Origin of the sequence: Parasphaerochaeta coccoides DSM 17374, assembly GCF_000208385.1 — a bacterium.
Taxonomy (GTDB): Bacteria; Spirochaetota; Spirochaetia; order Sphaerochaetales; family Sphaerochaetaceae; genus Parasphaerochaeta; species Parasphaerochaeta coccoides.
Window position 1 is genome coordinate 1,725,274 of sequence record NC_015436.1, and the last position, 26,155, is coordinate 1,751,428.

A 26,155-nucleotide genomic window follows, 5' to 3' on the forward strand; every position below is an offset into this window, starting at 1 on the left:
CCAAGAAGAAGGGCTATACGGAAGAAGGGCATGGTGAAAAAATCTGTGGTATCTTTTTTTCAGAATTTCTATTTTTCTATATTTAGAACGTCAAAAATTGTATTTTATAACAAAATTAACATTTTTAAGCGTGTGATAACCCGAAAGTATTATATGGTTTTCTCTGCTTTTCATGCAAAATAATACTTTTGGGTAATAGCTTTCTGCCATCACCACGTTTATACTATTTTATTAATTACTACCATATGCGTAAGCTGGCATGTCATCATCTTCTTCATGGAGAAAGGAAAAGATACTATGAGAGAGAGAGAGAGAGAGAGAGAGAGAGAGAGAGAGAGAGAGAGTAAACTAAGCGTCATGGTCTTCCTGACCATCCTGATGCTTCTTATCACCTTCATTTCATGCGACAACAAGCTGAATATTTCAAATACCAATGCAGTGCGTTTCAGTACGGAAATCGGACGCAAAGCCACGGCAAATTCCGAATGGCAAGCTGATGATGAAGTCGGCATCTACATGCTGGAACATGGTACTGGCACGGCAGCTACTGCCGCCCCGGAACGTGCAAACAAACTCTACACGGCTGACACGGCCTTCCAGACCTCCGGCTTCTCTCCTGTTGACGCCTCCAACACCTTGAAGTGGAATGACATTGCCGATAATGCCGACGACACGTTTGACTTCATTGCCTATTATCCTTACGTGTCTCCCATCGCTGATACCACCGCTCTACCCATACATGTCTATCCACTTGGTTCCGGGGAACAGGACACCGGAAAGGCTGACTTCCTGTGGGGACGCACCGACAATGTACAGAACAATACCTCGACGGTGCATCTGAAGCTTGACCATATGCTCTCCCGCCTGATTGTCAACATCTCTCCCAGCACGACCGTTGATAAGGATGCCATCAACAATGCCACCGGTGGATTTACTGCTACGGTCAGAGGCTTGAACACGCAGACCGCAATCAATCTGAATGACGGAACCTTGGATGCTGCCAGTGTCATTGAGTCTATTGTCATGAAGGACATTTCCGACACCCTTACGGCTACGGAAAGAACCGAGGGAAAGCGCAGGTTCGAGGCTGTGCTGATACCTGTGGGCAACACTGATGCCCTGGCTAACGTGAGCCTGGAGTTTACCCTGACCGGTGGTGCTGGCGCTGGTACATACACATGGGCAGCGACTTCCGTAGCGACCTCTGACCAGGGCAAGATTCACTTTGACAAAGGCAAGCAGCATGTCTACAACATGACGCTCAATACGTCTGATGATGAAGTCGCCCTCGCCGCTATTGAGATTGAGATAAAGGACTGGGACACCGGAGATGGCATAAACGCACCTGCTGTCAAGGTGAGAGTCAAGTCAGTCTCCGCCGGAGCTTATTACACGATGATCCTGAAGACTGACGGGACGCTCTGGGCGACGGGATACAACTATTATGGTCAACTAGGCCTAGGTGACAGCGGTTCGGGAACCAACAGAAGTACTCCCGTGCCGGTCACGTCCATGAATGCTGATCCGAGCAATCCTGCCGTGGCTATCTCCGTCGGATCCCTGGCCTATAACGGAACCGCCTACTTATCCCATACGATGATCCTGAAGAAAGACAGCACGCTCTGGGCGACTGGATACAACCAGTATGGTTCCCTGGGTGACGGCACTACGACCAACAGAAGCACGCCAGTGCAGGTCAAGGATAATGCTGGTGGATTCATGACTGATGTCAAGGCCGTCTCCGCCGGAGTTTATCACACGATGATCTTGCAGAAGGACGGCACGCTCTGGGCGACGGGGCGGAACAACTTTGGTCAACTGGGTGTCGGCGAGGCGAACACCTATACAACAAGCATCCCCGTGCAGGTCATGACTGATGTCGCGGCTGTCTCTGCCGGAAACTCCCATACGATAATCCTGAAGACGGATGGCACGCTCTGGGCGACGGGATACAACAACTTTGGTCAACTGGGTGACGGCACTATGGCCAACAAAAACACGCCCGTGCGGGTCAAGGATACTACTGATGGTAGCGGGTTCATGACTGATGTCGCGGCTGTCTCCGCCGGAGCTTATCACACGATGATCCTGAAGAATAACGGCACGCTCTGGGCGACTGGATTCAACAGTGCTGGTCAACTGGGTGACGGCACTACGACCAACAGAAGCACGCCCGTGCGGGTCAAGGATACTACTGATGGTAGCGGGTTCATGACTGATGTCGCGGCTGTCTCCGTCGGAAACGCCCATACGATGATTTTGAAGAAGGACGGCACGCTCTGGGCGACTGGACAGAACAGTGATGGTCGACTGGGTGATGGTAGTACGACCAGCAAAAACACGCCCGTGCAGGTTTCGTCCATGGGTGCTGATGTCGCGGCTGTCTCCGCTGGAGAAAACCATACGATGATCCTGAAGAAGGACCTCACGCTCTGGGCGACTGGATACAACTATTATGGTCAACTGGGTCTGGGTGACAGCGGTTCAGGAAACAACAGAATCACGCCCGAACAGGTGGTTTTCTGACCAGAACATGAGGAGAAACCGGCGCATACTAATCGATTACAGGTCATCCCGTTGTGCCGGTCATCGTCCCAAATTTTCGCGTTTTTACAACATCCCCGATATTTTTTCGATGGCGCGAAATGCCTTGAAAGAAGTGAAAACCTCCGTCCTCTCATCATCAAGGACAAGGATTATTCCCCGTTTCCATACGGCAGTCCGGGTCTTTGCAACGGACAGTACATGTGCTGCCTGCACCGACCAAACCAAGGAACAAGGAACATCCCGTGTCCTCTGCTTTTTCGGAAGCCGGACATAAAAGAATACCCCTTCATTGAAAAATTCCAATCGTCCGCGCGAATACATGTCATCAGAAACATTGTCTGATACCTTGCGGACTGCGAAGAAAGACATGCCATCAGGTGGCAGGGCTGTTCCTCTGACACGAGCGGCATCGCGTCGGGACACCCAATAAGAAATCAGATAATAGGCTCCGACCAAGGCAAGCATGAAGACGAACAATCCCCAATAGAGTGGAACCGGAATACTTTGGCGCAGGAATACAGCGAGAAAAAAAGAAACAAGCAACGCAATCTTGATAATCAACTCCACGGGATTATCTCCTTCATCCATCAACTATACAAGCGAAGCCGGACATATTCAACGAAACATATTCAAGAAAACTTCCTGAAACGCCGGACAGGGTACAGTCGCTTGAATGGACAGGAGAAAAATAATGATAGGAAAAATCAAATATGCAGGACTGGTGGCATGTCTCAGCCTCATTTGCGTCTGCCTCGCCACGCTCACCGGTTGTCCCACCGCTCCATCGACCGCATCTCTTGAGTTGCACCTCGACTCCATGGCGCGGACGATAGTTCCGGAAGGGACTTCTTTGTTCGTTACCGCCTACACGGTCATGGGAAAAGGCCCGGATGGTCAGAATTTCAAGGTGAACAGCAATAATTCACTCATTTCTGTCGATGGCCTGAACGAAGGGATGTGGAACCTGACAGCCACAGGACATAATACCCAAGGCGTCGCTTTGGTGAGCGGGCACAGCGACATTGCACTCAAAAAAGACAGGAATGTCGTTTCCATCGCCCTTGATTCTATGGTGGGAATCGGGACACTGAGCATGGAAATAACGTGGAAAGCCAACAACATCGTTCATGCAGGCATCCACCTGATGCTTGTCGATGAAGAAGGCAAGGAAACAATCTTGGCACCGAACGTATTCAATGAGTCACGTGGAATGGCATCAGTTTCGGTTCAAGTTCCTGCCGGCAGCTATTCCCTCTGCATCCAACTGACCGAATCAGGGGCTTTAAGGGCTGGGCATGTCACTGCACTCCGTGTGGTTGATGGTTTGGTGAGTGAAGGTATCATCCATCTGGCTTTGGACGAACCGACGCATCCTCCTTATTCCTTTCTCTTGGAAAACAAGACTGGCGTTCCAGTATCCTGCCGTATCATCGGAGCAGATAAAGGTACTCTATCCACAGGTCCTGTGACATCAAGCCTTGAAGTGGAGGATGGACTCGCCCTCGATGACCTTGTAGTGAACTGGTTTCTTAATGGAAGAAAAGTCGGTGACGGGTCGTCCGTCACATTCACCCCGCCTCAGGGCTATAGCCGTCTTGATGTGATTGCCAGAGGGCCGCAAAGCGGTACGATGGGTTCGACAGGCTGGCAATTCAAAGTCACTCAAGGTTCGGTGATCCCAGGGGTTCCATCTTTCAAGCGATTGTACAAGGATGGAGAAAACAATCTCAGGACTACAGGGGTGGAATGTATCGCCTTTCTCGGTGATGGAAATTTCATCCTGTCATCCTCCGGGGCATCTACCCTTCAGCTGTGCAAGATAGTCCGTGAGGAAATACATGTGCTTGCTACATATGATGCTTCGTCGGGTTATCCGGTACAAGACATTACCGATATTTATGCTGACCAAGCAAGCGGGCGCGTGCTGACTGCGTCCTCATCTCCAGCAACCATCTGTCTCTATCAGTACGACAGCACCTATTCAAAACTTGTAAAAAAATTCATTGAATTGGGTTCAGAATCCTCCCCTTCTTTCACACGTACAGGCAGGTTGGGTCGTTTTGCTCATTTCGAGGAGGCTCCGCACGTCTATGTAGTGATGTTCAATCCGGACGGATACAAGACGCCCATCTACGATCTGTCAGCAAACAACCCAAAAGAAGACTTTTTTGCGGGATCTCTCAAATGGAGTGCGAATTACGGTTGTACGGCTTTTCCATACGTATGTTTAGCTTCTCCCAGCAAGAATGCCCTCCTGGTCATCAGCCCGCAGGAGACAAAAATACGGTTGACGAACAGAGTGCCGGGGTCTCTCGGCTATGGGTCATACTCTCATTTCGGAACCGATAATCCTGAAAAAATCTCTATAAATGGGTTGTCTTCCGGTATCCTCATCAGTGATTCCTGTGCCCTCATCGCGCACGGAGAAAAGATAGAGCAAATTGAATGTGACCGCCCATCAGTATGGTCACACGCCCGCACTTATCAGTCCGGACAGGATGGTATACCTGCCTTCGCAGGAATCACGGACATGGTTACGGACGCTCTGGGAACTCTGCTTTTCACGTCAATAAAGTCCCAGGAAGGCAAGGTCATGAGTTTTTCCATTGATGACTCGGCCATAACCTATTTGGGATCCGCCTCAATCCCTGACGGAAACTTCACTCCAGCACGCATCTTTCCCTCTCCTGACGGACAATGGTTGCTTGCCACAGGGCTTTCGGGAGGTCTGGCGTTATACGAGGTTCCGCGTAATTGAAAAAAAGTGATGGAATTACCGAGGGATGTTGCAAAAGTGAAAACCCCCGTTCTGCAACATTCCTCTCCATGCGGCTGAGTACAGAGTTGTTGAATCCAGAATAGATTGATAGTGATTAATCCAAGAAACACTGATAATTTTGCGAAAAGAAGCGTTTAAAACAGCTCTCATACCCATCCAACCTGTTTAACATCCAGAACGTTTAAAAAAGTTAAACACCCAGTAAACGCCAGATTAAACACCTTTTGCCTGTTTTACCCATATTGTTTACTGAGTGTTTATTTCTACAGCATAGTATTTCGCGAAATCAGATGTGAGAAATTGCGAAATCAATCATCCTTAGCTTCAATGATACTGAATGACCATAAGCTCTCTAATATCATAATTACCAACCAGCACCTCTGTCTTCATTTTCCATGGCTGCACTTTTGCAGTGACGGACATCCGCATTGGAAGTTCCTGCTTCGACCTTTTCTCTATTCAAAACTTGGGCGTTTTTTTTTCTATTCGTCCATATCGCATCACCACCATTTACAACGCTACAACTTTGGTTACAGTCTATAGGTTACTCAAATATATTACTGATTATACTAAATAATATATTGACAAAATGGGAGAGGGTATCATGGTACTATTAATCATCAAGAAAAAAGGGATGTAAAAACAATGTGAAACGGGAAAAAAAGATGAAGAAGAACCGATAAGATTGCTCTAGTAGCACTACTACCAGAAATCCTAAAAACGGTACTCTCCATCTTCTAAGCGGACACGGAGGGAGGAAACTCCCTCCGCTATTGATAAATCTATAACGAACAAGGAGAAACGTCAATGAATAAACTTACAAGAACTGAATGGCTGCTCATTGCCCTGATTGTGCTGAATATCGTCAATATCATCATCCCTCTGGTGAAGTGACATGTCAAAATACATTACGGTCAAAGAAGCTGCCGCAGAACTCGGCGTTACAACCCAGACCATTGCCCAGACACTCCGGGGACTTGGTGTTGAGAAATTCGGCGGGATATATCTGATTGACGATACTGTCATGGAGCAACTGAAAAGCCGCAAAGGAAAATCCGGTCGGCCAAAAGGAGCAAAAAATAAAGTGAAGACCGAAGCAAGACTATCTTGAAAATGAGACAGGAAAAGTAACGGAGACCCATTTAGCCGTCCCTCCATTACTGACTTTTCTTGCTATCTTGCCGAATTGAGACAAATAAAAGGGTTCCCACCTCCACAAGCGGGAACCCAGCCCCATGTACACATACACATTATATACAGCTCCCTAGGGGTACACCCATTTGATGGGGAATGTCAAGATGGGATTCAAAGAACCTGGAACAGCAGGCTGTTATCACTGACCACATTTGTCATCATCCTGTTGCCGTTCGCATCTGTGGCATACTCTCCGTTCTCATCTGGCTTGTATCCGCTGCCGACCAGAAATGAGTAGTTCAGGAAAAAACATGTATGCTGATGCTCTAACCCGTGTAGAGACCTTCATCGATATTCATGATGGGTTCAATCCTCGGTCGTTTTTCGAATACCGGCTTGCCAGACAAGCTCAAGGTCGTCATAGGATACGGAGTAGGCTAGATAGCCATCGTCAGCATATCCGGTATCATGCAGCATGAACTCAATGCAGGCTTGACGATCTCTTTTGTAGTCGTCAACGATGGTTCCCAGCGTTCCCGCCGGAAACAGGTGCGCGTGGTTATCATCAACGCAATAAGCCTCCACGGGAACTTTGGTCTTCACGACATCTGGTTCTTTGCACTCATCAATATTCATCATTCAGCCCAATCCTTTACAAATGCTGTAGTCAATCGAGGGAAACCTTCCAGTTTTACTGTAACATCTTTAATGTCAAATATCCATGTCGTTTTTATCCCTTCAACCTTTTCTCTCTTGTCGCGTATGCCATGAATGCGCATCCGCACGTCATAGAATCGGCCATGCTCGTTAGCATTTTTTATTGTGATTCTCGCAGAAGCAAGACCCTCCCGGTCGATGATGGCAATATCCTTTGAGAACCTCAGCTTGTACATCTGATACGAGCGGTGGCCAGTTTTTAAACCGTTATAATGCCTGTTCCTCAACACGATAAACCATGGCTAAACACGCTATAACACGGAAAAAATTGTCAGTTTGAGTAGGATTTCACTGTCAAAACGCTGGATTTTCTGTCAGAACTTTTTGGATTGTACAATTTTCTGTCAGAACTTTTTGGATTGTACATTAAACACACGATAAAACAGTTTTAAACACGCTATAACACGGAAAAAATTGTCAGTTTAAGTTGGATTTCACTGTCAAAACGCTGGATTTTCTGTCAAAAATTTTTGGATTGTACAATTATAACAGATGAAATATTTTGCGTCAATATATTATTCAAATAAAAGAATAAAATAAAAAAGAAAAATCATTCACAAGTCTTTTTCTTAAAAAATGAATTTTGGTGAACTTTTAAACATTTCTCCTTTTCGTTTCTGCCATATTTCCAGATGCACAAACACCAAAAATCTTCCATATAATATATTTCAGGAACGTACGAAGACACATTTCTAACTGTTTATGTCCCTTTCTCCCATCCTATTCCGATTTTCCTGGTTAGTGTTATTTGTTTATTGCCAAACGCGCATATTTCTTTTAGAATTGTTCACATAAATTTAGGGAGACGACCATGAATAGTGAGATGTTAATTAGAATTACTCGATATTATCGGGCCCTCAACAGATTAAAAAGCGTAGGACTGGAAAAAGTCTTTGCTCACAACCTTGCCGATGCAGCCGGAGCTTCCGCCGCCGTAGTCCGCAAGGATTTTTCTCAACTTGGCATACACGGACAGAAACGCGGCGGATATGAAATACCCGACCTGATTGCCAGTGTAGGAGCCATCTTGGGCAAAGGCGGCTCGCAGAATACTGTCATTGTGGGTTGCGGACGCATCGGCAAAGCCCTCATACACTACAACGGCTTTGAGCCCGATGGCATCTCCATAGTCGCCGGATTCGACAACGATCCTCTCGTCTACAGCGACACCTCCCAGCCCGTCCCCATCTATCCAATGTCCAAACTTGAGGAAACCATCAAAGCCCTGGACGCACAGGTCGCCATCATCACCGTCCCGGAAGCCTCTGCTGCCGATACTTATGAGAAACTGGTCAACGCAGGTATCCGCGGCTTCCTCAACTTCAGCCCCGTCACGCTCAAGTCCCAGAGAGCCGAAGGACTCCCTCCCTTAATCGTCCACAATATCAACATTGCCCTTGAGCTGGAACAGATATTCTACGAACTGCAATTCCCTAACACTGTCCGCTGAATCTGACCGACCATATCTCAACGCAGAACGCACACTACGAAACCGAATGCTTTCCCATGAAACATCCGGTTTCTGGTTTCATCCACAGATCATGCGTCCTGTGCGTTCTGTACAAGGATGCCATCGCCCCGTACCGCTTCCGCTACATTCACGATATCGTATGGAGTCTCCTGATAAACAAAATAATTCAACCAGTTACTGAACAGAAGATTTGCATGGGAACGCCATGACACAATTGGTTCACGTGAAGGATCATCACCAGGATAATAATTCACCGGCATGCCGACCCCCAACCCGGCGACCGTATCACGCCTGTATTCCCGATCCAAAGTTCTGGAATCATATTCACAGTGACCCGTCACGAATATCCTCCGCCCGCCCTTGTCCGCCACCAGATAGATGCCTGCATCATCGGATTCACTGATTACATTCAAACCGGGAACTGAAGCCACGGCTTTCTCATCCAAGCCGGTATGCCGACTGTGTGGAGCCAGGTACGTATCATCGAAACCCCTGACAAGCTTATGGAAACGGTCATTCACCCGATGCCGGAAAATACCGAACATCTTGGCTGGCAGGGGAACCTTCCCCACCCCGTAATAATGATACAAAGCAGCCTGTGCCGCCCAGCAGATGAAGAATGACGAGTAGACATGGGTACGGGCCCATTCCAAGATGGATGTCAACTCATCCCAATAACTTACTTCCTCAAAAGCCATGCCCTCAACCGGAGCTCCTGTGATGACAAGACCATCATAATACTGTTCCTTCACATCATGAAACGTCTGGTAGAACGTCTCCAAATATGAAATTTCGGTATGGGTCGGCTGATAGGAAGCCGTACAAAGGAACGTAACCTCGACCTGGAGGGGGGAATTACCCAGCAGACGGAGGAGCTGGGTTTCCGTTACGCTCTTGGACGGCATGAGATTGAGTATGGCTATCTTCAAAGGCCGGATATCCTGCGTCCGCGCCCGCTGATCCGTCATGACAAAAATATTCTCCTGTGTCAGTATATCCGCAGCTGGCAGACCGTCCTGAATCTTTACCGGCATGTCCTTCCCCCTTGCCTCATGTTTTCTTGCACAACGACATGGATATTCCCCTCAAGGAACATCCATGCCAGAATGGGGCTCTCATTAGATTGTTTCAAAACCCTGCTCCAAGTCGGCGATGATATCATCGACATGCTCCGTACCGATGGACAGCCGAATCATGCCAGGCGTAATACCCTGCTCCGCTTGCTCCGCGGCGGATAGTTGGGAATGCGTCGTACTGGCGGGATGAATCACCAAGGACTTCACATCGGCTACATTTGCCAGAAGTGAGAATATCTCCAGCTTGTCGATGAACGCCTTGGCTTCCTTTTCTCCCCCCTTGACCGTGAAAGTGAAGATTGAAGCCCCTCCTTGCGGGAAAAGTTTCAGGTACAACTCATGATAGGGATTGTCAGGCAACGAAGGATGGAACACCTTCTCCACCTTGGGATGTCGGGAAAGATAATCCACCACCTTCAAAGTATTGGACACATGCCTTTCTACCCTCAATGAAAGCGACTCAAGCCCCTGAAGGAACAGGAAAGCATGGAATGGAGCAAGTGTAGCCCCCGTATCCCGGAGCAAGATTGCCCGTGCCCTGGTAATCCATGCGGCAGATCCCACAACCTGAGTGAAACTAATCCCGTGATAGGATGGATCGGGGTTCACCAAGAAAGAAAAACGCCCGCTGGCCTCCCAATCAAACTTCCCGCTGTCCACGATGACTCCACCTATGGCCGTACCATGTCCGCCTATGAACTTAGTGGCGGAATGAACCACGATGTCAGCCCCGTACTCAATCGGTCTGAGCAGGAAAGGAGTGGCAAAAGTATTATCGACCACTACCGGAATCCCATGTGCATGAGCAATGTCCGCCACAGCCTTAATGTCAATCAAGGTAGCATTCGGATTGCCGATGGTCTCCAAGAACAGAGCCTTTGTCTTCTTGGTGATAGCCTTCTCCCACGCGCCGGGCTCATCCGCGTCAATGAACGTCGTGGTGATGCCGTACTGGGGCAAAGTGTGAGCCAGCAGGTTGTACGTACCACCATAAATGGTACGGGCACTGACGATATGGTCGCCGTTCTGCGCCAGATTGAGGAAAGTATACGTAATTGCCGCAGCTCCCGATGCTACCGCAAGGGCTGCTATGCCCCCTTCAAGAGCGGCGATGCGCTTCTCAAAGACATCTTGTGTGGAATTGGTTAGTCGTCCATAGATGTTGCCGGCATCGGTCAGGTTGAAACGGGCGGCAGCATGCGCACTGTCATGGAAGACATAAGAAGTCGTCTGGTAAATGGGTACCGCGCGCGAATCAGTGGCGGAATCGGCCTGTTCCTGGCCTACGTGAATCTGAAGAGTTTCAAAATGGAGTTTCCTGTTTTTTTTATCTGTGCTCATGATGAGTTCCTTGGCATGATGATGCGCTCCCTACGGAAGCGAGCCGCCACATGGCAGCTATTGATTGGCATATGATCAGAAACCCATACGATCTTTGACGGAGCGACACCGGGGACAGCTGGCGTTCTTCATCTGAATCCTCCCCAAATTTATGCAGCACAAATTCATGCTGTGGCAAAAGGACATGCGGCCGTGTGACACTATGTCACGAATGCCCGGAACAAAATTCCAGACGCGCCGCAAGAAACAATCATTTGGAAAATTAATAGAAAAGAATGGATATCATGCGCGGCGGCACATCATACCATCTGGTGAATCTGTCATGGACATTGACATCATCGTGCCGCCTCCTGCATTGAGATATTCCGCGCATGACGGAAATTACACATACCCTACAGACTGATGAGAAACAAGTCAAGGCATGAGAGGAAAAAAATCTCCTGAAATTTCTCAGTTTTTTTCTGTGCTTTCTTCGGGTTCCCCAGCAAAGGAGGAAAGCGAGACAGGAGCATGTCTCCTTTCCCTTTCGTCAAAACGGAACACACCCCAGACAGGGAAATGATCGCTGGTTCCCCGCCTCAGCCTTACATTCCACGCGCGTGGCGTGCCATCGGACGCGACCGCGGAATCAGGCGCGTTGCAGCCGAATTCTTTCATCCTCCATCCTGCCCTGTCAGCGGGAGCCAGTCCAGAAAAAAGGATATGGTCATAGCGATGCCATGTACCTTCATATACATAGGAACCGGGGCGGAAAGTATTAATCCTTCCATCGAGCCAAGGAGAATACCACGAACCTTTCTGCCCTCCTTGCATGCCCGATACAACCAAGGAACCAGCGGCTTCCCATTCCCGTGCATGAGACGATGCCGCACGGACAAGCGCGGTCCGATATCCTCTTTCCATTCCTTTTTCTTCACCAGGATCCTCGTTCATATCCCCTGCAATGACCAGCAGGCAACCAGGATCAGCCTGACGCCAAAGCCTGGCTCTCGTAGAGAGCAAGCTGGCAAGAGCTCGCCGTCCTTCCTCCGTCACCCGGTCGCCTTCCTTGCGTGACTTCGCATGTACCGCCCACACGACCACCGTTCCTCCATGAACGTTGAACACCGCTTCCAGTGCAGGACGGAATCCCTCCACTCCCTGGACGGTAATCCTTACCGGATTCAGGCGTGAAATGATGGCCGTGCAGATAGCACCCCCTTCCTGACCGGCAGCCGCGTACCAGCGGTATCCTCTCCGTGCCAAAGGCCCTGCTATGAGGTCAGCGACCACACCGCTGTTTTCCACTTCCTGGAGGACTATGATGTCGGCATCAGGAAAGATACGGGATGACAGAACCTTCCGGATGTCTTCAAGCCGCAGGTGATAAGCCGTCTCATCCCATCGGGAAGACGGACCGTATTCCTCATATTCCGTCCCCGATGTACGGCCATCCATCAGATTCTGGACATTCCAACTGAGGATGGTCACATCTGTGGGCGCAGCTTCACCTTCTCCCACAGGACATGAACAGAGACTCACAATGCACATGAGAAGGATGACATGGATAGATATGTATACCGGACGCATCAGAACCTCCGTTCCCTTATTCATGATAAGGACGGAACCGTCCGTGGCGTTTCACGGAAATATGATTAGCGGGAGTTTTTCATCAGGAAATATCCGAAGTACAGCAGGGCAATGGCATCCTGCATATCGAAGACAGTCACATCCCAGTCACGTGCTTCGAGAATCCCGGCCCGCAGATTGCCAAGCCGTGTATCATGAATCATCGATGCCCTCTCCACCATACCCATGCAGAAGCTGACAATCCGGGGGAAATTCTCTTGGGAGAAATCATGGAAAATCGTGTCATAGTTCGCATCAATGTCCGTCACGTCCCGCGCTTCATCAAGGAAGTCAGTCAAATAATCCTGCACGTCACGGTTAAGCCATTTCTGATAGATGCGCGCCAACTGGGTATCATGAGGCCGGAGAAAGTCCGCCATGATTGTATAGCGGGTACGCCGGAAGGTCGCGCTCCTGTTCTGCTTCACTGCAAAGAAGAAATCACGGTAGAACAGACCATTCTGGTCAAGGATGTTCTTGGCTATGAGAAAGTCGATTTCCTCGTCGATGTGCCGTGCATACCGGGAAAGTTCCGTAATCTTGGGCAGATAGTCCTTGTTGCCGGTCATCCGTGCCAAAGATTTGCTCGCCATGGAACGCACAGAAGACCATCGACCATCCAGAAGTTCTTCCAAAGCCTTGAGAGCCTTATCGTTGCGTCGATAAGAACCGAGCGCAGCAATGGCATCCATCTGAACGAATGAGTCATCATCCTTGGCCAAGGCAATCAAATCATCGACCAAGGTCATGCGGGGCTTGTCACCCAGTGCCCTGACCATTTCCAGCTTGTCCAAGGAATACGGCAGGGCAAGCTCAGCGCGGATTGCGCTCGTCGCGACTCCGGCCAGGTTCGTCCCCAGGGATACGACCAGAGCCTTACGTTCCAGAGGATCCACCACATGGTCGAGTCTTTCAATCTTGCTTAATGCCTGTAGGCCATGGAAACTGAACATTGCCCGTCCTGCGTCGCGGGTAGAATAGCTTCCATGTTCCTTGAGGATGGTTGCCAGAACCGAACCAAGGACAGTCATCAGCAACGCCAGCAGGAAAGTCAGCGAATAGTCATTGCCCAGATGGAAGGATGCCACTGACAGCAGTCCGTCAGGATGTCCGTTCCGAACCAAGATACCGCCCAGAACGCCGGAAACCAAGGCAAAGAAAGCAATGACGAAATTGCTCATCGCATTGAAAGGCACGGCCTCATTGTCCGGGATGATGTTTGACACCATTTTCTGAGCCATGATGTTGACAATGGCAAGTGAGAAATTGGACAGGAATCCCATCAGAAAAAATGCCCAGGCGCCAGCACCGCCGGGAAGGATAATCCAACCCAGGAAACTGATGCAGAGCAACCGCGCACCCCAGAGAATCAGAGGGCGGGAACCCAAGCGGTAACCCAGCCAGCGGGAGACGTATCCCGCCAGAATGACGGCAAAAGCAGCTACGACTGAATAGACAATGACCATGCTCTCCGACAGGTTGAGCACTACTCTCATGAACGGGACGGACAGGCCATTGATGACCGACACCCCGATGAACGTCCACCTGACCAGCAGGCGCAGAAGATGCTCCGGACGTTTCATCTCCTCACCGAGGATGGTGAACATGCTCCGCCCCTTGTGAACCTCAACCTTAGCTCTTCCGGGGATACGGGAAACGGTTATGGCGGCAATGGTATTGCCAATGACCCCCACCATCTGGAGAACCATGATGCCAAACTGACCGGAAAGCTGTCTGATGGAAGTCACCAATGAGCTGACCACGCGTGTCAGGATTGACGAAGCCTGGTAGGAGACGTTCAGTGTTCCTATCAGGTGGACTCGATTTCCCGCCGTACTGATTGATTTTAAGGTGTAATCATAAAATACCAGACCCAGCATCCTGAACAGGCAGAAAAGCGAATAGGTGGACAGGAGTATCGCCACCGATGCGGGGCCGTCCGGAATGAAGTATATCCCCAGGTACGCCAGGCAGACCAAGCCACGGAGCAGCCAGCAGAACGACTGCACCTTTACCATGTTCCGACCCTTGAAAAGCCGTGGGACAATGGGAAGCACGAAACCCATGATATGTATTACGGAGGAGATATACCCAAGTGCAAGGTTTCCCGCGCCGAACTGAACGGCGAGAAGATATACGAAAGTATCGCCGAGCAGACTGAAGGACGAGCCATTCCATGCCTCACACTGGTTCAGGTACTTCTGACCTTTTTTCTTTTCTTCCTCGTTCAGGTATTTCGTCTTTGCCACGTTGGCGTCACCCCATAAGATGGAAAATCATAAAAGACTTACAACTCTTTCCTGGAAGATACGATACGACTTATCAGGCCATAATCCCGCGCCTCGCCAGCATCAAGCCAGTGGTCACGTTCCGTGTCCTCCGCCACTTCCTCCACACTCTTTCCCGTAGCGGCGGCAATAACGCCGTCAAGTTTGGCGCGGAGCTTCTCTATCTGACGCGCGTGTATCTCGATATCAGTCGCCACGCCCTTCATCCCGCTGAGGGGCTGATGGATCAGATAAGTGGAATCCGGCAAGCCTACCCTTCTGTCCGCCGGAACGGACAGCAGGATCAACGCCGCAGCACTGGCGACCAATCCCATACCGATAATGGTGATCGGGCAAGAAACAAAACGGATCATGTCGTATATAGCATAGCCCGCGTCCACATCCCCTCCCGGAGAATTGATGTACAGGTAGACCGGCGCATCTCCATCCTCAGCCTCCATGACCAGCAATTGCCTAATCAGGCGATCGGCACATTCCTTGTCGATTTCTCCGGAAAGCAAAATGGAACGTGTCTTCAGGAGTTTATCGTTCAAGGCTGGATCCTGAGGAACCACGGGAGTCTTTTCTTCTTTGTCAGGCATGACGAGCCTCTTTCTCACAAATATATTCATGCCGGCTATTCTGTCGGCAACTATGTAAGTATACGAATAAAACATCCGTATGAAAAGGCACAATGTCGAAAGGAACAATGTTTTTCCCGGAAGGAAATCCTGGGAAATTCCGGAAGAAAATTCCGTCATCAGTCGGAAAATTTCATGTACCGGCCAGATTTCGCTTGGTTGTCGTACTCAGATGCTCACTGTGATTCCCGCCGTCAGTTGGAAATCATGAGTGAATCCTGGCAGGTTCCTGTAGGCGACCATTCCGCTGCCATCATCCTCGGTGAAAGAATACTTGTTCCATGCTCCAACCCAGTCAAGGCTCACACGGGCACTCACATTCGGCCTGTCCATGACCTGCCATTCGCCAGAAAGCTGGGCGTGGATGCGGGTTTCAATCTCATCCGCAGTCCCTGAGGGCGTCGCTCCCGGATAATCCGGCACTTCTTCATTGTTCCCGCCAGTATGATGAGATTCCAAAAGGTTCATCTTTCCATGTCTCATTCCCATCAGCCTGAAACCAAGGACGCCTTGTCCGGGAACCCTCCAGGAGACATCCCATTGCAGGACGAGCGCATCCCCGCCGTATGGATACCCGATATAATCGGGATTAAGGACGAAACTCCGATATTCCCCTGACTGACCGAGGACAAAATACTTCCGGAACATCAGAAAGTCAACCTCATCACGCCGATAGAGAACGGGAGTCGTCATGGCTGCTTCCAGCGAGGTAGTCAAGATGCCCGCCCCTACAATACAGGCATGTTCGACACCGCCAAGCAGTCCCCACGCTCCCTTTTGGGAAGCATCTTCGTGGGGTGCCCGTGCCTGGTCAAGGACAAACTGGCCATAGACATTCCAGCCCGGAGAGAACGCCCAATCAAGCTCGGCATGGGCAATGGCATTGAACATATCGTGATTGTTGAGATTGTGATAGATATAAGCAGGATTAAGATAACTGAGGTTTGCGACATCATTCTTGTACATCACGTTCTCCGACACGACAAGCGTCACTGTGTCCCATGGTCGGAACTCAAGGCGGTGGAGGAGAAAAATACGAAAATCAGTGTCGGGGTCTTGGCTGGAGGAAAAGTTCGTATCAAGGAATATGATTGAACTATCATAGGCGAACCTGTCACCAAATGCGGTGAACCTCAGATAATCATGGAAATCGACATGGTCATCAACAATGAAATTCCCGGAGTGTCCGTTACCCCATGACAACCTGTCCTTGGCGAGCGAGACGTTCCAGTTGCCGCCACCTACGGAGAACACCGCCCGCTTGGGCGTCTGGATATCAACAAGGGCAGTCGTCAGGGACATGGACGACTGAAAATGCTGCCGCATGGAATACAAGGATGTCGGAAGAATAAATCCAGCTTTGCCAGAAGGAACGACAACGCCGATTCCATGCTGTGTATCCGTGCCGTAACCATCCCCTGTACCATCGGGCGAATATGACTCTGACGTATATCGGCTGCGTCCATATTGTAAATCACTATGGATATATCCCCAGTTTCCCGCTGACAGGTCAAGGTTGAGCTTGAGAAGCGGCCGACGGTCAGTGAAGCCTCGCACCCAATCTTTCTCCATCATGAAGTCCTGCGTGTTGGCATGCGCATATGCCTCGAACGAAGCGGAAGCTCCGCCTCCAAGCCGGAACACATCATCCAACTTCACAGGCAGGATTGATGAGATTTCTTTCTCAATCACATCATAGGAGGCCCTGAACGCTCCTGACAGCCGACTCCCGTCGATACGGTTGAAAATCAGGCGTGCTTGTGCCTTGGTCCAGGGACGGGATGTCGTAGCCGTTCCGAGTCCTTGCAAAAGGTACAGGGAGTCAATCCCTTCGTAGACATAACTGTCCAGAGGGATGACTTCCTGGGAAGTGGCTCCGGCGGATGCAAGGGATATGGCGGATACGGAAAAAATCGCGGAAAGGAAGACAAGGATAATCATGAAAGCATAACGCAGTTTTTTTCTCATATGAAATTCCTCATGACCATCGGATTCGGATAGTCCAGCCCTTCCGCAATTTTGTTCATTTTTCCGTCCTAAAGTGAGTAAGAAACACCCAAAGTCACCTGAAAATCATTAATGGGCGCGTTCGTTGAGATGTTTCCCGGATTCTTGACGTGGATGTAATCCATCTGACCGTAGGCCATCAGACCTGGCAGTATCCTGTAGGAACCTTTCAGTCCAACGATGGTCGTATAGGAACGAATATCCCGCAGATGTGCGTCATCGTCCTTATAATTGTGCATGGGATGACTTTCGGTCGGCGTAGGGTCAAATGGAACAGTATTCGTGGAAGGCGTTCCGTTGTTGACTTCACTCCATGCTGTCCACTTATCGAAAGTCCCATGAATCATGTGGAATAGAGACGCCTCGACCTCCCACGTGCCAAAGTTCTTCAACCCTATGTTTCCGTTCAGAACAATGGCGTCACCACCATACTTATAACCAAGGAAATCTTCGGCATAATATACGGCGTGTTTATCAAAGTATCTTGTCGCTACGACATAATTCAATCCATGTTCCTTTGTAGTATCACTACCTGAATTGTACCGCAGGTAGAGGAACGGATCAGTTTTCACTGCTTCAATCCCTCCATAAAGGATGCCTATTCCAAGAGGAATGTTCCCCTGCACTCCCAGCATGAAACCAAACGCATTGGGAAAAGCCCACTCATCTTTTCCTGGAACAGGTTCTCCTGGAAGGGAAAACTCATCGACGACAACCTGTCCGTAAATGTTCAGGTTCCTGATGGGAGTGTAGTCCACTTCAAGAGAAATGATGGAATTGCTGAAACTGCGGATGTAGTAGTCATGGAAAATCATGGCAGGATTGAGGATTCTCAAGTCCAGAGTGTTTTCTTCCGACTGGTACATCATGCCTTCGGTGATGGTCAGTCCAACCTTATCGCCGAACAGACGCCATTCGAGCCGATGCCCCATGAACATGTTCAGTCCATTGACATTTCCTGTCTGACTTGATTCAGGAGCTACATGCACCGGCGTTTCATCCGTCGAATAATATCTTCCCGGATGTGGAAAGAACGATGTGAGGAATGTGTATTTGAAGTTTTTGCTATAGGTGGTGAAACGACCTTGATTGTGATATTTCAGATGGTCGCCCACGACGAAATTGCCCGCCTTTCCCGGTCCCCATGACACCTTGTCCCGTCCAATCTCAACGCTCCAGCCGTAGCCACCGAACGCGCCGAATGCTCTGTAAGGCACGTTCAAATCAAAATCAGTCATTGATGCCGGCGGAATCATGATGATGTTTGTCGTCAGAGTTTTCTGACCGAAAAAGATAGAGGTAATCTGCCTGGTGGCACTATCAGAACCTGTATACGGCACGTTCCCCAGCGACAGCGATGAATACCCATAGATGTTCTCATGAGGATTAGTCTCCAATACAATGTCAAGGAACGGCTTCCGTTGGTCGAAGCCCCGTATCCAGTCTTCTTCATTGACAAAGTCAACCGTATTGGTGTGGACATATGCCTCGACAGCCGCGTCCAGACCGAACCGGACGATTTTGGCTCTCGTACCCAGTTCTCCGGCGGCAAAGTCATGAATGTTCTTATACGTCCCTTCCAACCGTGCCGGATCAATCTTTTCCAGCATCCTCAACAATTCGTCTTTGCTCCAGGGCCCTGCCGATGATGGAAGGGCAAGCCCTTGCGCAATGTACAGATGACTAATCGCTTCATACACTTCTGAATCAACCGGATAGATTTTCTGATTACCAGACCGAGCAGAGAAAACCGCCTGCATAGCCAGCAGGAGGCAAACACATACCAGAATAATCTTCTTTTTCATATTACGTCCTTATATAAAACATATGAAAGGAAAGGATTCCAGGAACTTCAGCTTTACCTGCGTCCTCTCCGTTTCAGGCGTATGCACACATGGCGGAACGTAACATTAATTCTTGACAAATACCAGATAATATTTTGTTTTCCATAATATCCCCATAATACAGAGATACACCAAAACCCGACCTGTTTCGATTCGTCTTAACACGCTATCGAGAACAGGCCGCGGAGTGTGAGGATATGTATTCCGTTACCGTCGGGACTTCAGTGCCAATCAATCAGAAAGTGTTTGAGGGGGCATAGTCACACCTGTCGGATAGCTATGCCCTTCCTCAAATTCACCTCTTTCAATGTCCTAAAGTGAGTAAGAAACACCCAAAGTCACCTGAAAATCATTAACAGGAGCGTTCGTTGAGATGTTTCCCGGATTCTTGACGTGGATGTAATTCGCCTGACCATAGGCTGTCAGGTTCGGCAGTATCTTGTAGGAACCCTTCAAGCCAATGATAGTCGTATAGGAAGCGGCATTCCGCAAATTCGCGTCATCGTCCTTATAATTGTGCGTGGGATGGCTTTCGGTCGGCGTAGAATCAAGAGAAACACTATCATCGGAAGCCGTACCATTGTTGATTTTGCTCCATGCTGTCCACTTGTCGTGGGTACCGTGAATCATGTGGAACAGAGATGCCTCGACTCCCCACGTGCCAAAGTTCTTCAACCCTATGTTCCCGTTCAGGACAATGGCGTCACCACCATACTTATAACCAAGGAAATCCTCGGAATAATATACGTAATGTTCAAAATAGTATCTTGTCGCGACGACAAAGTTCAATCCTTGTTGCGTTTTTGGACCGGTCGCCGAGGTATCTGTATTGTATCGCAGGTAGAGGAATGGATCGGTTTTCACAGCTTCGATTCCCCCGTAGAGCATACCTATCTCAAGAGGAATATTCCCTTGCGCTCCCACCATGAAACCGAGCCCATTGGGGAAAGCTTTGTCGGCTTTGCCTGGAATATTTTCTCCGTTGATGGCAAACTCATCAACGACAACTTGTCCGTAGACGTTCAGGTTCTTGATAGGAGTGTAGTCCACTTCAAAGGAAAGGATGGAGTTGCTGAAACTGCGGATGTTATAGTTGTGGAAAAGCATGGCGGGATTGAGGATTCTCAAGTCCAGAGTGCCTTTTTCCGACTGGTACATCATGCCTTCAGTGAGGGTAAAACCAACCTTATCGCCAAACAGACGCCATTCAAGCCTGTGAGCCATAAACATGTTCAGTCCATCGACATCCCCGTCCTGATCCGACTTCGGGGTCACATGCATTGTCCCCCCACTAACCTTATCCAGCGTATAATATCTTCCTGGATGCGGAAAGAATGATGTGAGGAATGTATACTTAAAATTTTTATTGTATGTAGTGAAACGGCCCTGGTTATGGTATTTCAGATGGTCGCCCACGACGAAATTGCCTGTCTTTCCCGGTCCCCATGACACCTTGTCCCGTCCAATCTCAACGCTCCAGCCGTTGCCACCGAACGAGCCGAATGCCCGGTGCGGAATGTTGTTTGTATCAAACATCGCTGCCGGAGGAAGCAGGAAGATGTTGGTCGTCAGTTTTTCCTGCCCGAAAAAGATAGAGGTAATCTGTCTGGCGGAGTCATCATAGCCTGTATACGGCGCATTCCCCACTGACAGTGACGAATACCCATAGATGTTCTCCTGAGGATTCGTCTCCAGCACAAGGTCAAGGAGAGGCTTTCGTTGATCGAATCCGCGTACCCAGTCTTCTTCATCAACGAAGTCAACCGTATTGGTATGGGCATATGCCTCGACAGCCGCGTCCAGACCGAACCGGACGATTTTGGCTTTCTCACCCAGTTCTCCGGCGGCAAAGTCATAGATGGTCTTGTATGTACCCTCCAACCGTGCCGGATTAATCTTTTCCAACATCCTCGACAGTTCATCCCCGCTCCAGGGTCCTGCCGATGATGGCAGGGCAAGCCCTTGTGCAATGTACAGATGACTAATTGCTTCATACACTTCTGAATCAACCGGATAGATTTTCTGATTACCAGACCCAGCCGAGAAAACCACCTGCATAGCCAGCAGGAGGCAAGCACATACCAGAGTAATCTTCTTTTTCATTTTACTTCCCTATGATGTAAAACATATGAAAGGAAAGGATTCCAGGAACTTCAGCTTTACCTATGTCCTTTCCGTTTCAGGCGCACGACGCACGCACATACGGCGGAACATAACATTAATTCCTGGTAGATACCAGATAACATTTTATGTTTTTCATAATATCTGGAGGATATCCCAAGAATACTGAAAGCGTATCCGTCAGATTTCCTGCATATACAGAACCCCCGCAGATTCTCCAAGTTCTTTCAACACGGCGTCATGCCGTCTCTTACGGGAAAAGCGGAGATAGAAATGTCCGTTGACCAATGAACCGTGCTGGCTCTCGTTGACACCAAATTCCTCGACCTGTATTTTTTTTTCATTCAACATGATGATGAAATCATTCAAGGCTTCGACGGAAGCAAAGATGATGTAGAGGGCGAAATTCGCGCTCACAGCGGCAACGCGACTTTGCAGGCGGCTGAACACCGTCATCACAATCAAGATGACCACACACGTAACGAATGCGCCGAAATAGAATCCGGCTCCAATTGCCAGACCCATACAAGCGGCAGCCCAAAGCTCCGCGGCGGTAGTCAGTCCGCGCACACGGTTGCCCCCTGTGATTATGATGCTTCCGACTCCCAGGAAACCGATGCCGCTGATCACTTGAGCTCCCAAGCGTGTCACATCGGTTCCACCAAAGGTTTGGTTTATGAACTGACCGGTCATCATGACCAACGTGGCGCCGAGACAGACAAGTATGTAGGTGCGGAAACCGGCGGCATGACGTTTCAACGCCCTTTCCATCCCCAAGACACCTCCGGCGCATACAGCAAAGCCTATTCTGAACAGGATAGACCAAACATCCAATTGTATTAGATTGGTTCCCAGGATTCCCTCCAGCATCATTCCTCCTTCCACATACGCCCGATACTCCTGTGGGTGATTCATCATTACACAGTATGGCGGATTTTTCAACAAAACATTGAAGTCTCATCTCCACATCACCCTCGCCCAGATGTCCCATGGGACTCAAATTCCTTGCTATCTTCACGCTTTACCTGTTGTCGGATATACTACCACTGCGACATCTACCAGGTCGTTATCAGAGGAAAAGAACAGCATGAAATGCGCCACAGTCACCATCATCGGACGCCCATCAGCGGGAAAAAGCACGTTGGTCAACACCATTTGTGAAGCCAAGGTCTCCATCACAGCCCGAACACCCCAGACGACACGCAATGCCATCAAGGGCATCTACACCGACAGCCGTGGACAACTGGTGTTCACTGACACCCCCGGCTACCACACATCGGACAAGCAGTTCAATAAACGCCTGCAAGATGTCGCCCTTTCCGCCCTTGAAGACTCGGACATCATCCTCTATGTTATTGATGCGTCACGCCAGCCCGGAGAGGAGGAAGAAGCGATCGCCGGTTTGCTTTCAAAGATTACGAAGACTCCTGTCATCTGTGGCATCAACAAAGCTGACATCCTCACCGAAATCCAGAAAGAAACAGCAACTTCATTTCTTCAGAAACAGTTACCAGCCTCTCCCGTCCTGACCTTCTCGGCACAGGAAGACACAGGAATCGATGAACTTCTGATTACCTTGTTCTCCCATGCGCCAGAAAGCGAACCTCTCTATCCAGAGGAAACCTTCACGGACCAGCCGCTGGAGTTCCGCATTGCCGAAATCATCCGTGAGAAAGCAATCAGATTGAGCCGGGAAGAGCTGCCCCATTCAATCTTTGTAGAAGTCTCCGATTTGGAATATAACGAAGAAGAAAGCAAGGTCTGGGTCAGGGCATTCATCAATGTCGAACGCGAAAGCCAGAAGGGAATGGTAGTCGGAAAAGGCGGAGATAACATCAAGAAGATACGGAAAGAATCATTCAAGGACATCAAGAAGATATTTCCTGACTTGCAGCTCACCATCGACCTGCGGGTCAAGACACAGGAGAAATGGCGGCAGGATTCAGGTCTCCTGGACAAGCTGTTAACGTAATTACTCTTAACGCTAGAATAGAGGAACAAGCATAAACGAATTTTCGAGCCAATGACCGAACATACGTTCCCCACTGCCAATAATGACCAACTCATGCGCAGACTTGTCTATCGTGCGAACAGAGGTATCAACAGAACGGGCAAGTTTCGAATAAGAACGACAAGACAGCCATATCTGCTGACGAATCAGAGGAAACAAAACCCCCTGATTTCCCCCCAGGACAATTTCCTGGGGATTGAAAAGATCTGACAGGGCAGCAATTGCCTCGCCAATTTTCTCAGCCGCATAATCGACTCTCTCAATAACAGCCTTCTCTCCTTCTGTATAGCGGCGGGCAAGCTGATACGCATAATCAGTAGAGGTTTCCGAAGCTATCAAGACATCTGCCTCTCCCAGATCCGAAGCAATTGATTCCAGTGTGGCCACCGTTCTCAGACATCCATGATGACCGCATTTACATTGGCGGTCATTCCCTGTCACCTTGATGTGACCAAGCTCTCCTGCAAAACCATCAGCGCCTTTATACAGTTGTCCGTTAATTGTGATACCCATGCCGATACCTTGGGTAAAAAACAAAAAAAGGCGATTTCTCACGGATCTTTCCATTACCTGAGAAAGTCCGGCAAGATTTGCGTCATTTTCAACAATCACATGCAAGTTCGGAAAAAGTTCTTCAATATGTCTACCTACTTGAACCCTTTCAAACAACGGGTTGCTGCTCTGCAATACAAGACCTGTTTTTTCATTCAGTACAGCAGATACCCCCACGCATACCCCCAGAATACGAGGAGCCGGGACAGGAAGAAGTTTGGAATACGCGTGCTTGATATTCCCAAGTACAGTTTCCAATGTGTCTTCCACCATGATATCAAAACGCTCAGAACGGCAAATATTTCCGACCAAGTCAACCAGTGCCACATAACCATGCTGTGTATGGTGTAAGTCGATGACTATTGTATACGCATAATCAGGGACAAACGCGATACATGCGGCTTTCCTCCCTCCAGTTGACTCAAGAGTATCAATCACCTTAAAAAGCCCGGCTTCAACAAGAGCGTTACAGATATTAGACACTGAGACAAAACTAAGCCCAGCCTGGACAGCTAATTGAGATTTAGACTGTTCTCCCTGCATACGTACAAGACTATATATTTTTGCCACGTTAGCAATCTTGACTTCTTTATTATTCGTTATGTTTTTCATGCACAATAAAATCCTTTCTCATATGATACCATTTTTTATCACTCCATGCATCATCCACTTTACTTCAAAAAACCAACACAACAGAACTACAGAAAACAATGTTCTGCCATGTATGCCAACACCTTGCCGATCCAGCACAGTCTTCACGCAAGACTTTTCAGAGCAAACTCAAGATTATCCTCAACAAACTTCCTGCGTGATGGAGCTACCGTATGCTCTCCGGGATTCCATGTCGAATGCCAATATCCAATCCTTCCATCAGAATTATGAGACAACAGCAGATGATTCCAGGCTTTCGCAATCTTTGCAGAATCTTTTCCTTCCCTCTCCGCTTCAAATATTTTCTCACGGACAAGCAATGTCTTTTCCCAGATTGCCGCGGCCTCGCCTTCAGTGAAAGTCTCGATTCTCGTATTTCCCAGATAGTCTGGAAGAGAAATTTCCGGCATATCTTTCTGCGCGTCCACTACATCGTCTATCCATACTGGTGTGACGACATCAAGCCTGCTCAGCTGACCGAGAAATTCATCCATCACTTCATAGGTACCACCAAAACCGCTGTTGAACGCATCAATGAAAACTGTCTCAGCATCACGCTTGATAAGTAACAGACCATCTGGATGTTGTTCCGCGAATTTTCTTATTCCTCCGATAACCCTGGAGACCGGATTTTGTCCCTTCATCATCAATTTCTCGTATCTGGGAGGGTTATCCGGCAGTTCATAGGCGGCCGGAATAGCGACCAGGGAAGTCCCATCGCCAAGGGCAACCCGGCATGGAGCATAGGGTTCACGCTCGATTCCCGCTTCTTTAAGACCCAGCTGAATCTGTGACGCAAGAGCAATAAACCAACGTATTCCGTTTTTGTATAGAACCCGACCCATCTCCTTGGTGAAAGCAAATTCAGGCGGGAGAAATCCATGTGGTTCCTGTCGCAGTATCTTCTTGTCCAAGGCAATACCTCTCTGCATCTGCATTGAGAATTCCTCGACAGTCAACAGCTGCGGGATGGGATGAGTGTATGTATATGTACCGAAACGGAAATGCTTTTCGGCATTCTGATGCATAAGATCAAGGACATCGGGGGCCATTTCCTGGATGCGCTCTGACGAAAAACCGGACACAAAACAATCAGCTTTAAGACCGTGCTTGATGAACAGTTTCAACAGGGGTTCATACCCTTTCCTGATAATCTGTTCCTCATCTCCGACTTCAATCTCACACCTCTGGATATTGAAATTAAACGCAAAACCTACTTTAAGCATACTTCCTCCGTGCTTCCCTCTTTCCTCATTTGAGTTTTACTAGTCAATATATTACATATCTTTTAATAAGTATATAAATATTAGTCAAAAAATATATGCACCCCGTTTTTCCGGCCATTCTCCTTTTTCTCCATTTTTAGTTTCTTTTCGGGCGACAAGTTG

General features: G+C 48.9%; 19 protein-coding genes. 6 read left to right on the forward strand and 13 right to left on the reverse strand.

Annotated features, from left to right (window positions below; all coding sequences use genetic code 11):
- Window positions 1-357: 357 nt before the first annotated feature.
- Window positions 358-2,526, forward strand: coding sequence for an RCC1 domain-containing protein (locus tag SPICO_RS09930; RefSeq protein ID WP_052295857.1), 2,169 nt, complete (start codon window positions 358-360; stop codon window positions 2,524-2,526).
- An 84-nt stretch (window positions 2,527-2,610) separates the two neighbouring features.
- Here the strand turns inward: SPICO_RS09930 and SPICO_RS07475 are convergent, their stop codons facing one another.
- Complete coding sequence (locus SPICO_RS07475) at window positions 2,611-3,135, reverse strand: hypothetical protein (protein WP_148229033.1); 525 nt, start codon at window positions 3,133-3,135, stop codon at window positions 2,611-2,613.
- A gap of 103 nt (window positions 3,136-3,238) precedes the next feature.
- Between SPICO_RS07475 and SPICO_RS07480 the strand changes: the two genes are divergently transcribed.
- The 3 genes from SPICO_RS07480 (at window position 3,239) to SPICO_RS10420 (ending at window position 6,754) form a co-directional block, all read left to right on the forward strand.
- Entirely contained in the window at window positions 3,239-5,305 is a 2,067-nt protein-coding gene (locus tag SPICO_RS07480; protein ID WP_013740064.1) for a hypothetical protein, read from the forward strand.
- A 916-nt stretch (window positions 5,306-6,221) separates the two neighbouring features.
- Window positions 6,222-6,437, forward strand: coding sequence for a hypothetical protein (locus SPICO_RS07485; RefSeq protein WP_013740065.1), 216 nt, complete (start codon window positions 6,222-6,224; stop codon window positions 6,435-6,437).
- Between the two features lie 179 nt (window positions 6,438-6,616).
- Window positions 6,617-6,754: a hypothetical protein gene (locus SPICO_RS10420; protein ID WP_169310073.1), complete on the forward strand. Its 138-nt coding sequence runs from the start codon at window positions 6,617-6,619 to the stop codon at window positions 6,752-6,754.
- 72 nt (window positions 6,755-6,826) lie between these two features.
- Here SPICO_RS10420 and SPICO_RS07490 read toward each other — a convergent pair whose 3' ends face one another.
- Entirely contained in the window at window positions 6,827-7,099 is a 273-nt protein-coding gene (locus tag SPICO_RS07490; RefSeq protein WP_013740066.1) for a hypothetical protein, read from the reverse strand.
- 889 nt (window positions 7,100-7,988) lie between these two features.
- Between SPICO_RS07490 and SPICO_RS07500 the strand changes: the two genes are divergently transcribed.
- Window positions 7,989-8,627: a redox-sensing transcriptional repressor Rex gene (locus SPICO_RS07500; protein ID WP_013740068.1), complete on the forward strand. Its 639-nt coding sequence runs from the start codon at window positions 7,989-7,991 to the stop codon at window positions 8,625-8,627.
- Window positions 8,628-8,716: 89 nt separating this feature from the next.
- On the opposite strand, the gene metA is transcribed toward SPICO_RS07500, so the two are convergent.
- From metA to SPICO_RS07550, 9 genes are all read right to left on the reverse strand, one after another.
- Window positions 8,717-9,682 carry a homoserine O-acetyltransferase MetA gene (metA, locus tag SPICO_RS07505; protein ID WP_013740069.1) on the reverse strand — a complete coding sequence of 322 codons (966 nt, stop codon included), beginning with the start codon at window positions 9,680-9,682 and terminating at the stop codon, window positions 8,717-8,719.
- Between the two features lie 84 nt (window positions 9,683-9,766).
- On the reverse strand, window positions 9,767-11,065 hold the full coding sequence (locus tag SPICO_RS07510; protein WP_013740070.1) for an O-acetylhomoserine aminocarboxypropyltransferase/cysteine synthase family protein: 1,299 nt from the start codon (window positions 11,063-11,065) through the stop codon (window positions 9,767-9,769).
- Between the two features lie 450 nt (window positions 11,066-11,515).
- A complete protein-coding gene (locus SPICO_RS07520; protein WP_013740071.1) occupies window positions 11,516-12,634 on the reverse strand; it encodes an endonuclease/exonuclease/phosphatase family protein in 1,119 nt (372 codons plus the stop codon).
- A 65-nt stretch (window positions 12,635-12,699) separates the two neighbouring features.
- Window positions 12,700-14,922, reverse strand: a complete 2,223-nt coding sequence (locus SPICO_RS07525) for a HEAT repeat domain-containing protein (protein WP_013740072.1) — start codon at window positions 14,920-14,922, stop codon at window positions 12,700-12,702.
- 38 nt (window positions 14,923-14,960) lie between these two features.
- Window positions 14,961-15,542 carry an ATP-dependent Clp protease proteolytic subunit gene (locus SPICO_RS07530; protein ID WP_041395896.1) on the reverse strand — a complete coding sequence of 194 codons (582 nt, stop codon included), beginning with the start codon at window positions 15,540-15,542 and terminating at the stop codon, window positions 14,961-14,963.
- Window positions 15,543-15,749: 207 nt separating this feature from the next.
- Window positions 15,750-17,549, reverse strand: a complete 1,800-nt coding sequence (locus SPICO_RS07535) for a hypothetical protein (protein ID WP_013740074.1) — start codon at window positions 17,547-17,549, stop codon at window positions 15,750-15,752.
- Window positions 17,550-17,617: 68 nt separating this feature from the next.
- On the reverse strand, window positions 17,618-19,393 hold the full coding sequence (locus SPICO_RS07540) for a hypothetical protein (RefSeq protein WP_013740075.1): 1,776 nt from the start codon (window positions 19,391-19,393) through the stop codon (window positions 17,618-17,620).
- A 351-nt stretch (window positions 19,394-19,744) separates the two neighbouring features.
- Window positions 19,745-21,535, reverse strand: a complete 1,791-nt coding sequence (locus SPICO_RS07545) for a hypothetical protein (RefSeq protein WP_013740076.1) — start codon at window positions 21,533-21,535, stop codon at window positions 19,745-19,747.
- Between the two features lie 198 nt (window positions 21,536-21,733).
- A complete protein-coding gene (locus SPICO_RS07550; RefSeq protein WP_013740077.1) occupies window positions 21,734-22,423 on the reverse strand; it encodes an MgtC/SapB family protein in 690 nt (229 codons plus the stop codon).
- 217 nt (window positions 22,424-22,640) lie between these two features.
- Between SPICO_RS07550 and era the strand changes: the two genes are divergently transcribed.
- Window positions 22,641-23,525: a GTPase Era gene (era, locus tag SPICO_RS07555; protein WP_013740078.1), complete on the forward strand. Its 885-nt coding sequence runs from the start codon at window positions 22,641-22,643 to the stop codon at window positions 23,523-23,525.
- A gap of 12 nt (window positions 23,526-23,537) precedes the next feature.
- Here the strand turns inward: era and SPICO_RS09935 are convergent, their stop codons facing one another.
- On the reverse strand, window positions 23,538-24,728 hold the full coding sequence (locus SPICO_RS09935; RefSeq protein ID WP_013740079.1) for an ROK family protein: 1,191 nt from the start codon (window positions 24,726-24,728) through the stop codon (window positions 23,538-23,540).
- A 143-nt stretch (window positions 24,729-24,871) separates the two neighbouring features.
- A complete protein-coding gene (locus SPICO_RS07570) occupies window positions 24,872-25,993 on the reverse strand; it encodes a polysaccharide deacetylase family protein (protein WP_013740080.1) in 1,122 nt (373 codons plus the stop codon).
- Window positions 25,994-26,155 lie beyond the last annotated feature (162 nt).

What these genes read in the sequence shown, in the direction of transcription:
- SPICO_RS07520 (WP_013740071.1), bottom strand. Translation starts at nt 12,634, where the DNA reads ATGCGTCCGGTATACATATCTATCCATGTCATCCTTCTCATGTGCATT.
- SPICO_RS07475 (WP_148229033.1), bottom strand. Translation starts at nt 3,135, where the DNA reads ATGGATGAAGGAGATAATCCCGTGGAGTTGATTATCAAGATTGCGTTG.
- SPICO_RS07480 (WP_013740064.1), top strand. Translation starts at nt 3,239, where the DNA reads ATGATAGGAAAAATCAAATATGCAGGACTGGTGGCATGTCTCAGCCTC.
- SPICO_RS07550 (WP_013740077.1), bottom strand. Translation starts at nt 22,423, where the DNA reads ATGCTGGAGGGAATCCTGGGAACCAATCTAATACAATTGGATGTTTGG.
- SPICO_RS07490 (WP_013740066.1), bottom strand. Translation starts at nt 7,099, where the DNA reads ATGATGAATATTGATGAGTGCAAAGAACCAGATGTCGTGAAGACCAAA.
- metA (WP_013740069.1), bottom strand. Translation starts at nt 9,682, where the DNA reads ATGCCGGTAAAGATTCAGGACGGTCTGCCAGCTGCGGATATACTGACA.
- era (WP_013740078.1), top strand. Translation starts at nt 22,641, where the DNA reads ATGAAATGCGCCACAGTCACCATCATCGGACGCCCATCAGCGGGAAAA.
- SPICO_RS07540 (WP_013740075.1), bottom strand. Translation starts at nt 19,393, where the DNA reads ATGAAAAAGAAGATTATTCTGGTATGTGTTTGCCTCCTGCTGGCTATG.
- SPICO_RS10420 (WP_169310073.1), top strand. Translation starts at nt 6,617, where the DNA reads ATGTCAAGATGGGATTCAAAGAACCTGGAACAGCAGGCTGTTATCACT.
- SPICO_RS07500 (WP_013740068.1), top strand. Translation starts at nt 7,989, where the DNA reads ATGAATAGTGAGATGTTAATTAGAATTACTCGATATTATCGGGCCCTC.
- SPICO_RS07545 (WP_013740076.1), bottom strand. Translation starts at nt 21,535, where the DNA reads ATGAAAAAGAAGATTACTCTGGTATGTGCTTGCCTCCTGCTGGCTATG.
- SPICO_RS09930 (WP_052295857.1), top strand. Translation starts at nt 358, where the DNA reads ATGGTCTTCCTGACCATCCTGATGCTTCTTATCACCTTCATTTCATGC.
- SPICO_RS07530 (WP_041395896.1), bottom strand. Translation starts at nt 15,542, where the DNA reads ATGCCTGACAAAGAAGAAAAGACTCCCGTGGTTCCTCAGGATCCAGCC.
- SPICO_RS07535 (WP_013740074.1), bottom strand. Translation starts at nt 17,549, where the DNA reads ATGAGAAAAAAACTGCGTTATGCTTTCATGATTATCCTTGTCTTCCTT.
- SPICO_RS07485 (WP_013740065.1), top strand. Translation starts at nt 6,222, where the DNA reads ATGTCAAAATACATTACGGTCAAAGAAGCTGCCGCAGAACTCGGCGTT.
- SPICO_RS07570 (WP_013740080.1), bottom strand. Translation starts at nt 25,993, where the DNA reads ATGCTTAAAGTAGGTTTTGCGTTTAATTTCAATATCCAGAGGTGTGAG.
- SPICO_RS07510 (WP_013740070.1), bottom strand. Translation starts at nt 11,065, where the DNA reads ATGAGCACAGATAAAAAAAACAGGAAACTCCATTTTGAAACTCTTCAG.
- SPICO_RS09935 (WP_013740079.1), bottom strand. Translation starts at nt 24,728, where the DNA reads ATGAAAAACATAACGAATAATAAAGAAGTCAAGATTGCTAACGTGGCA.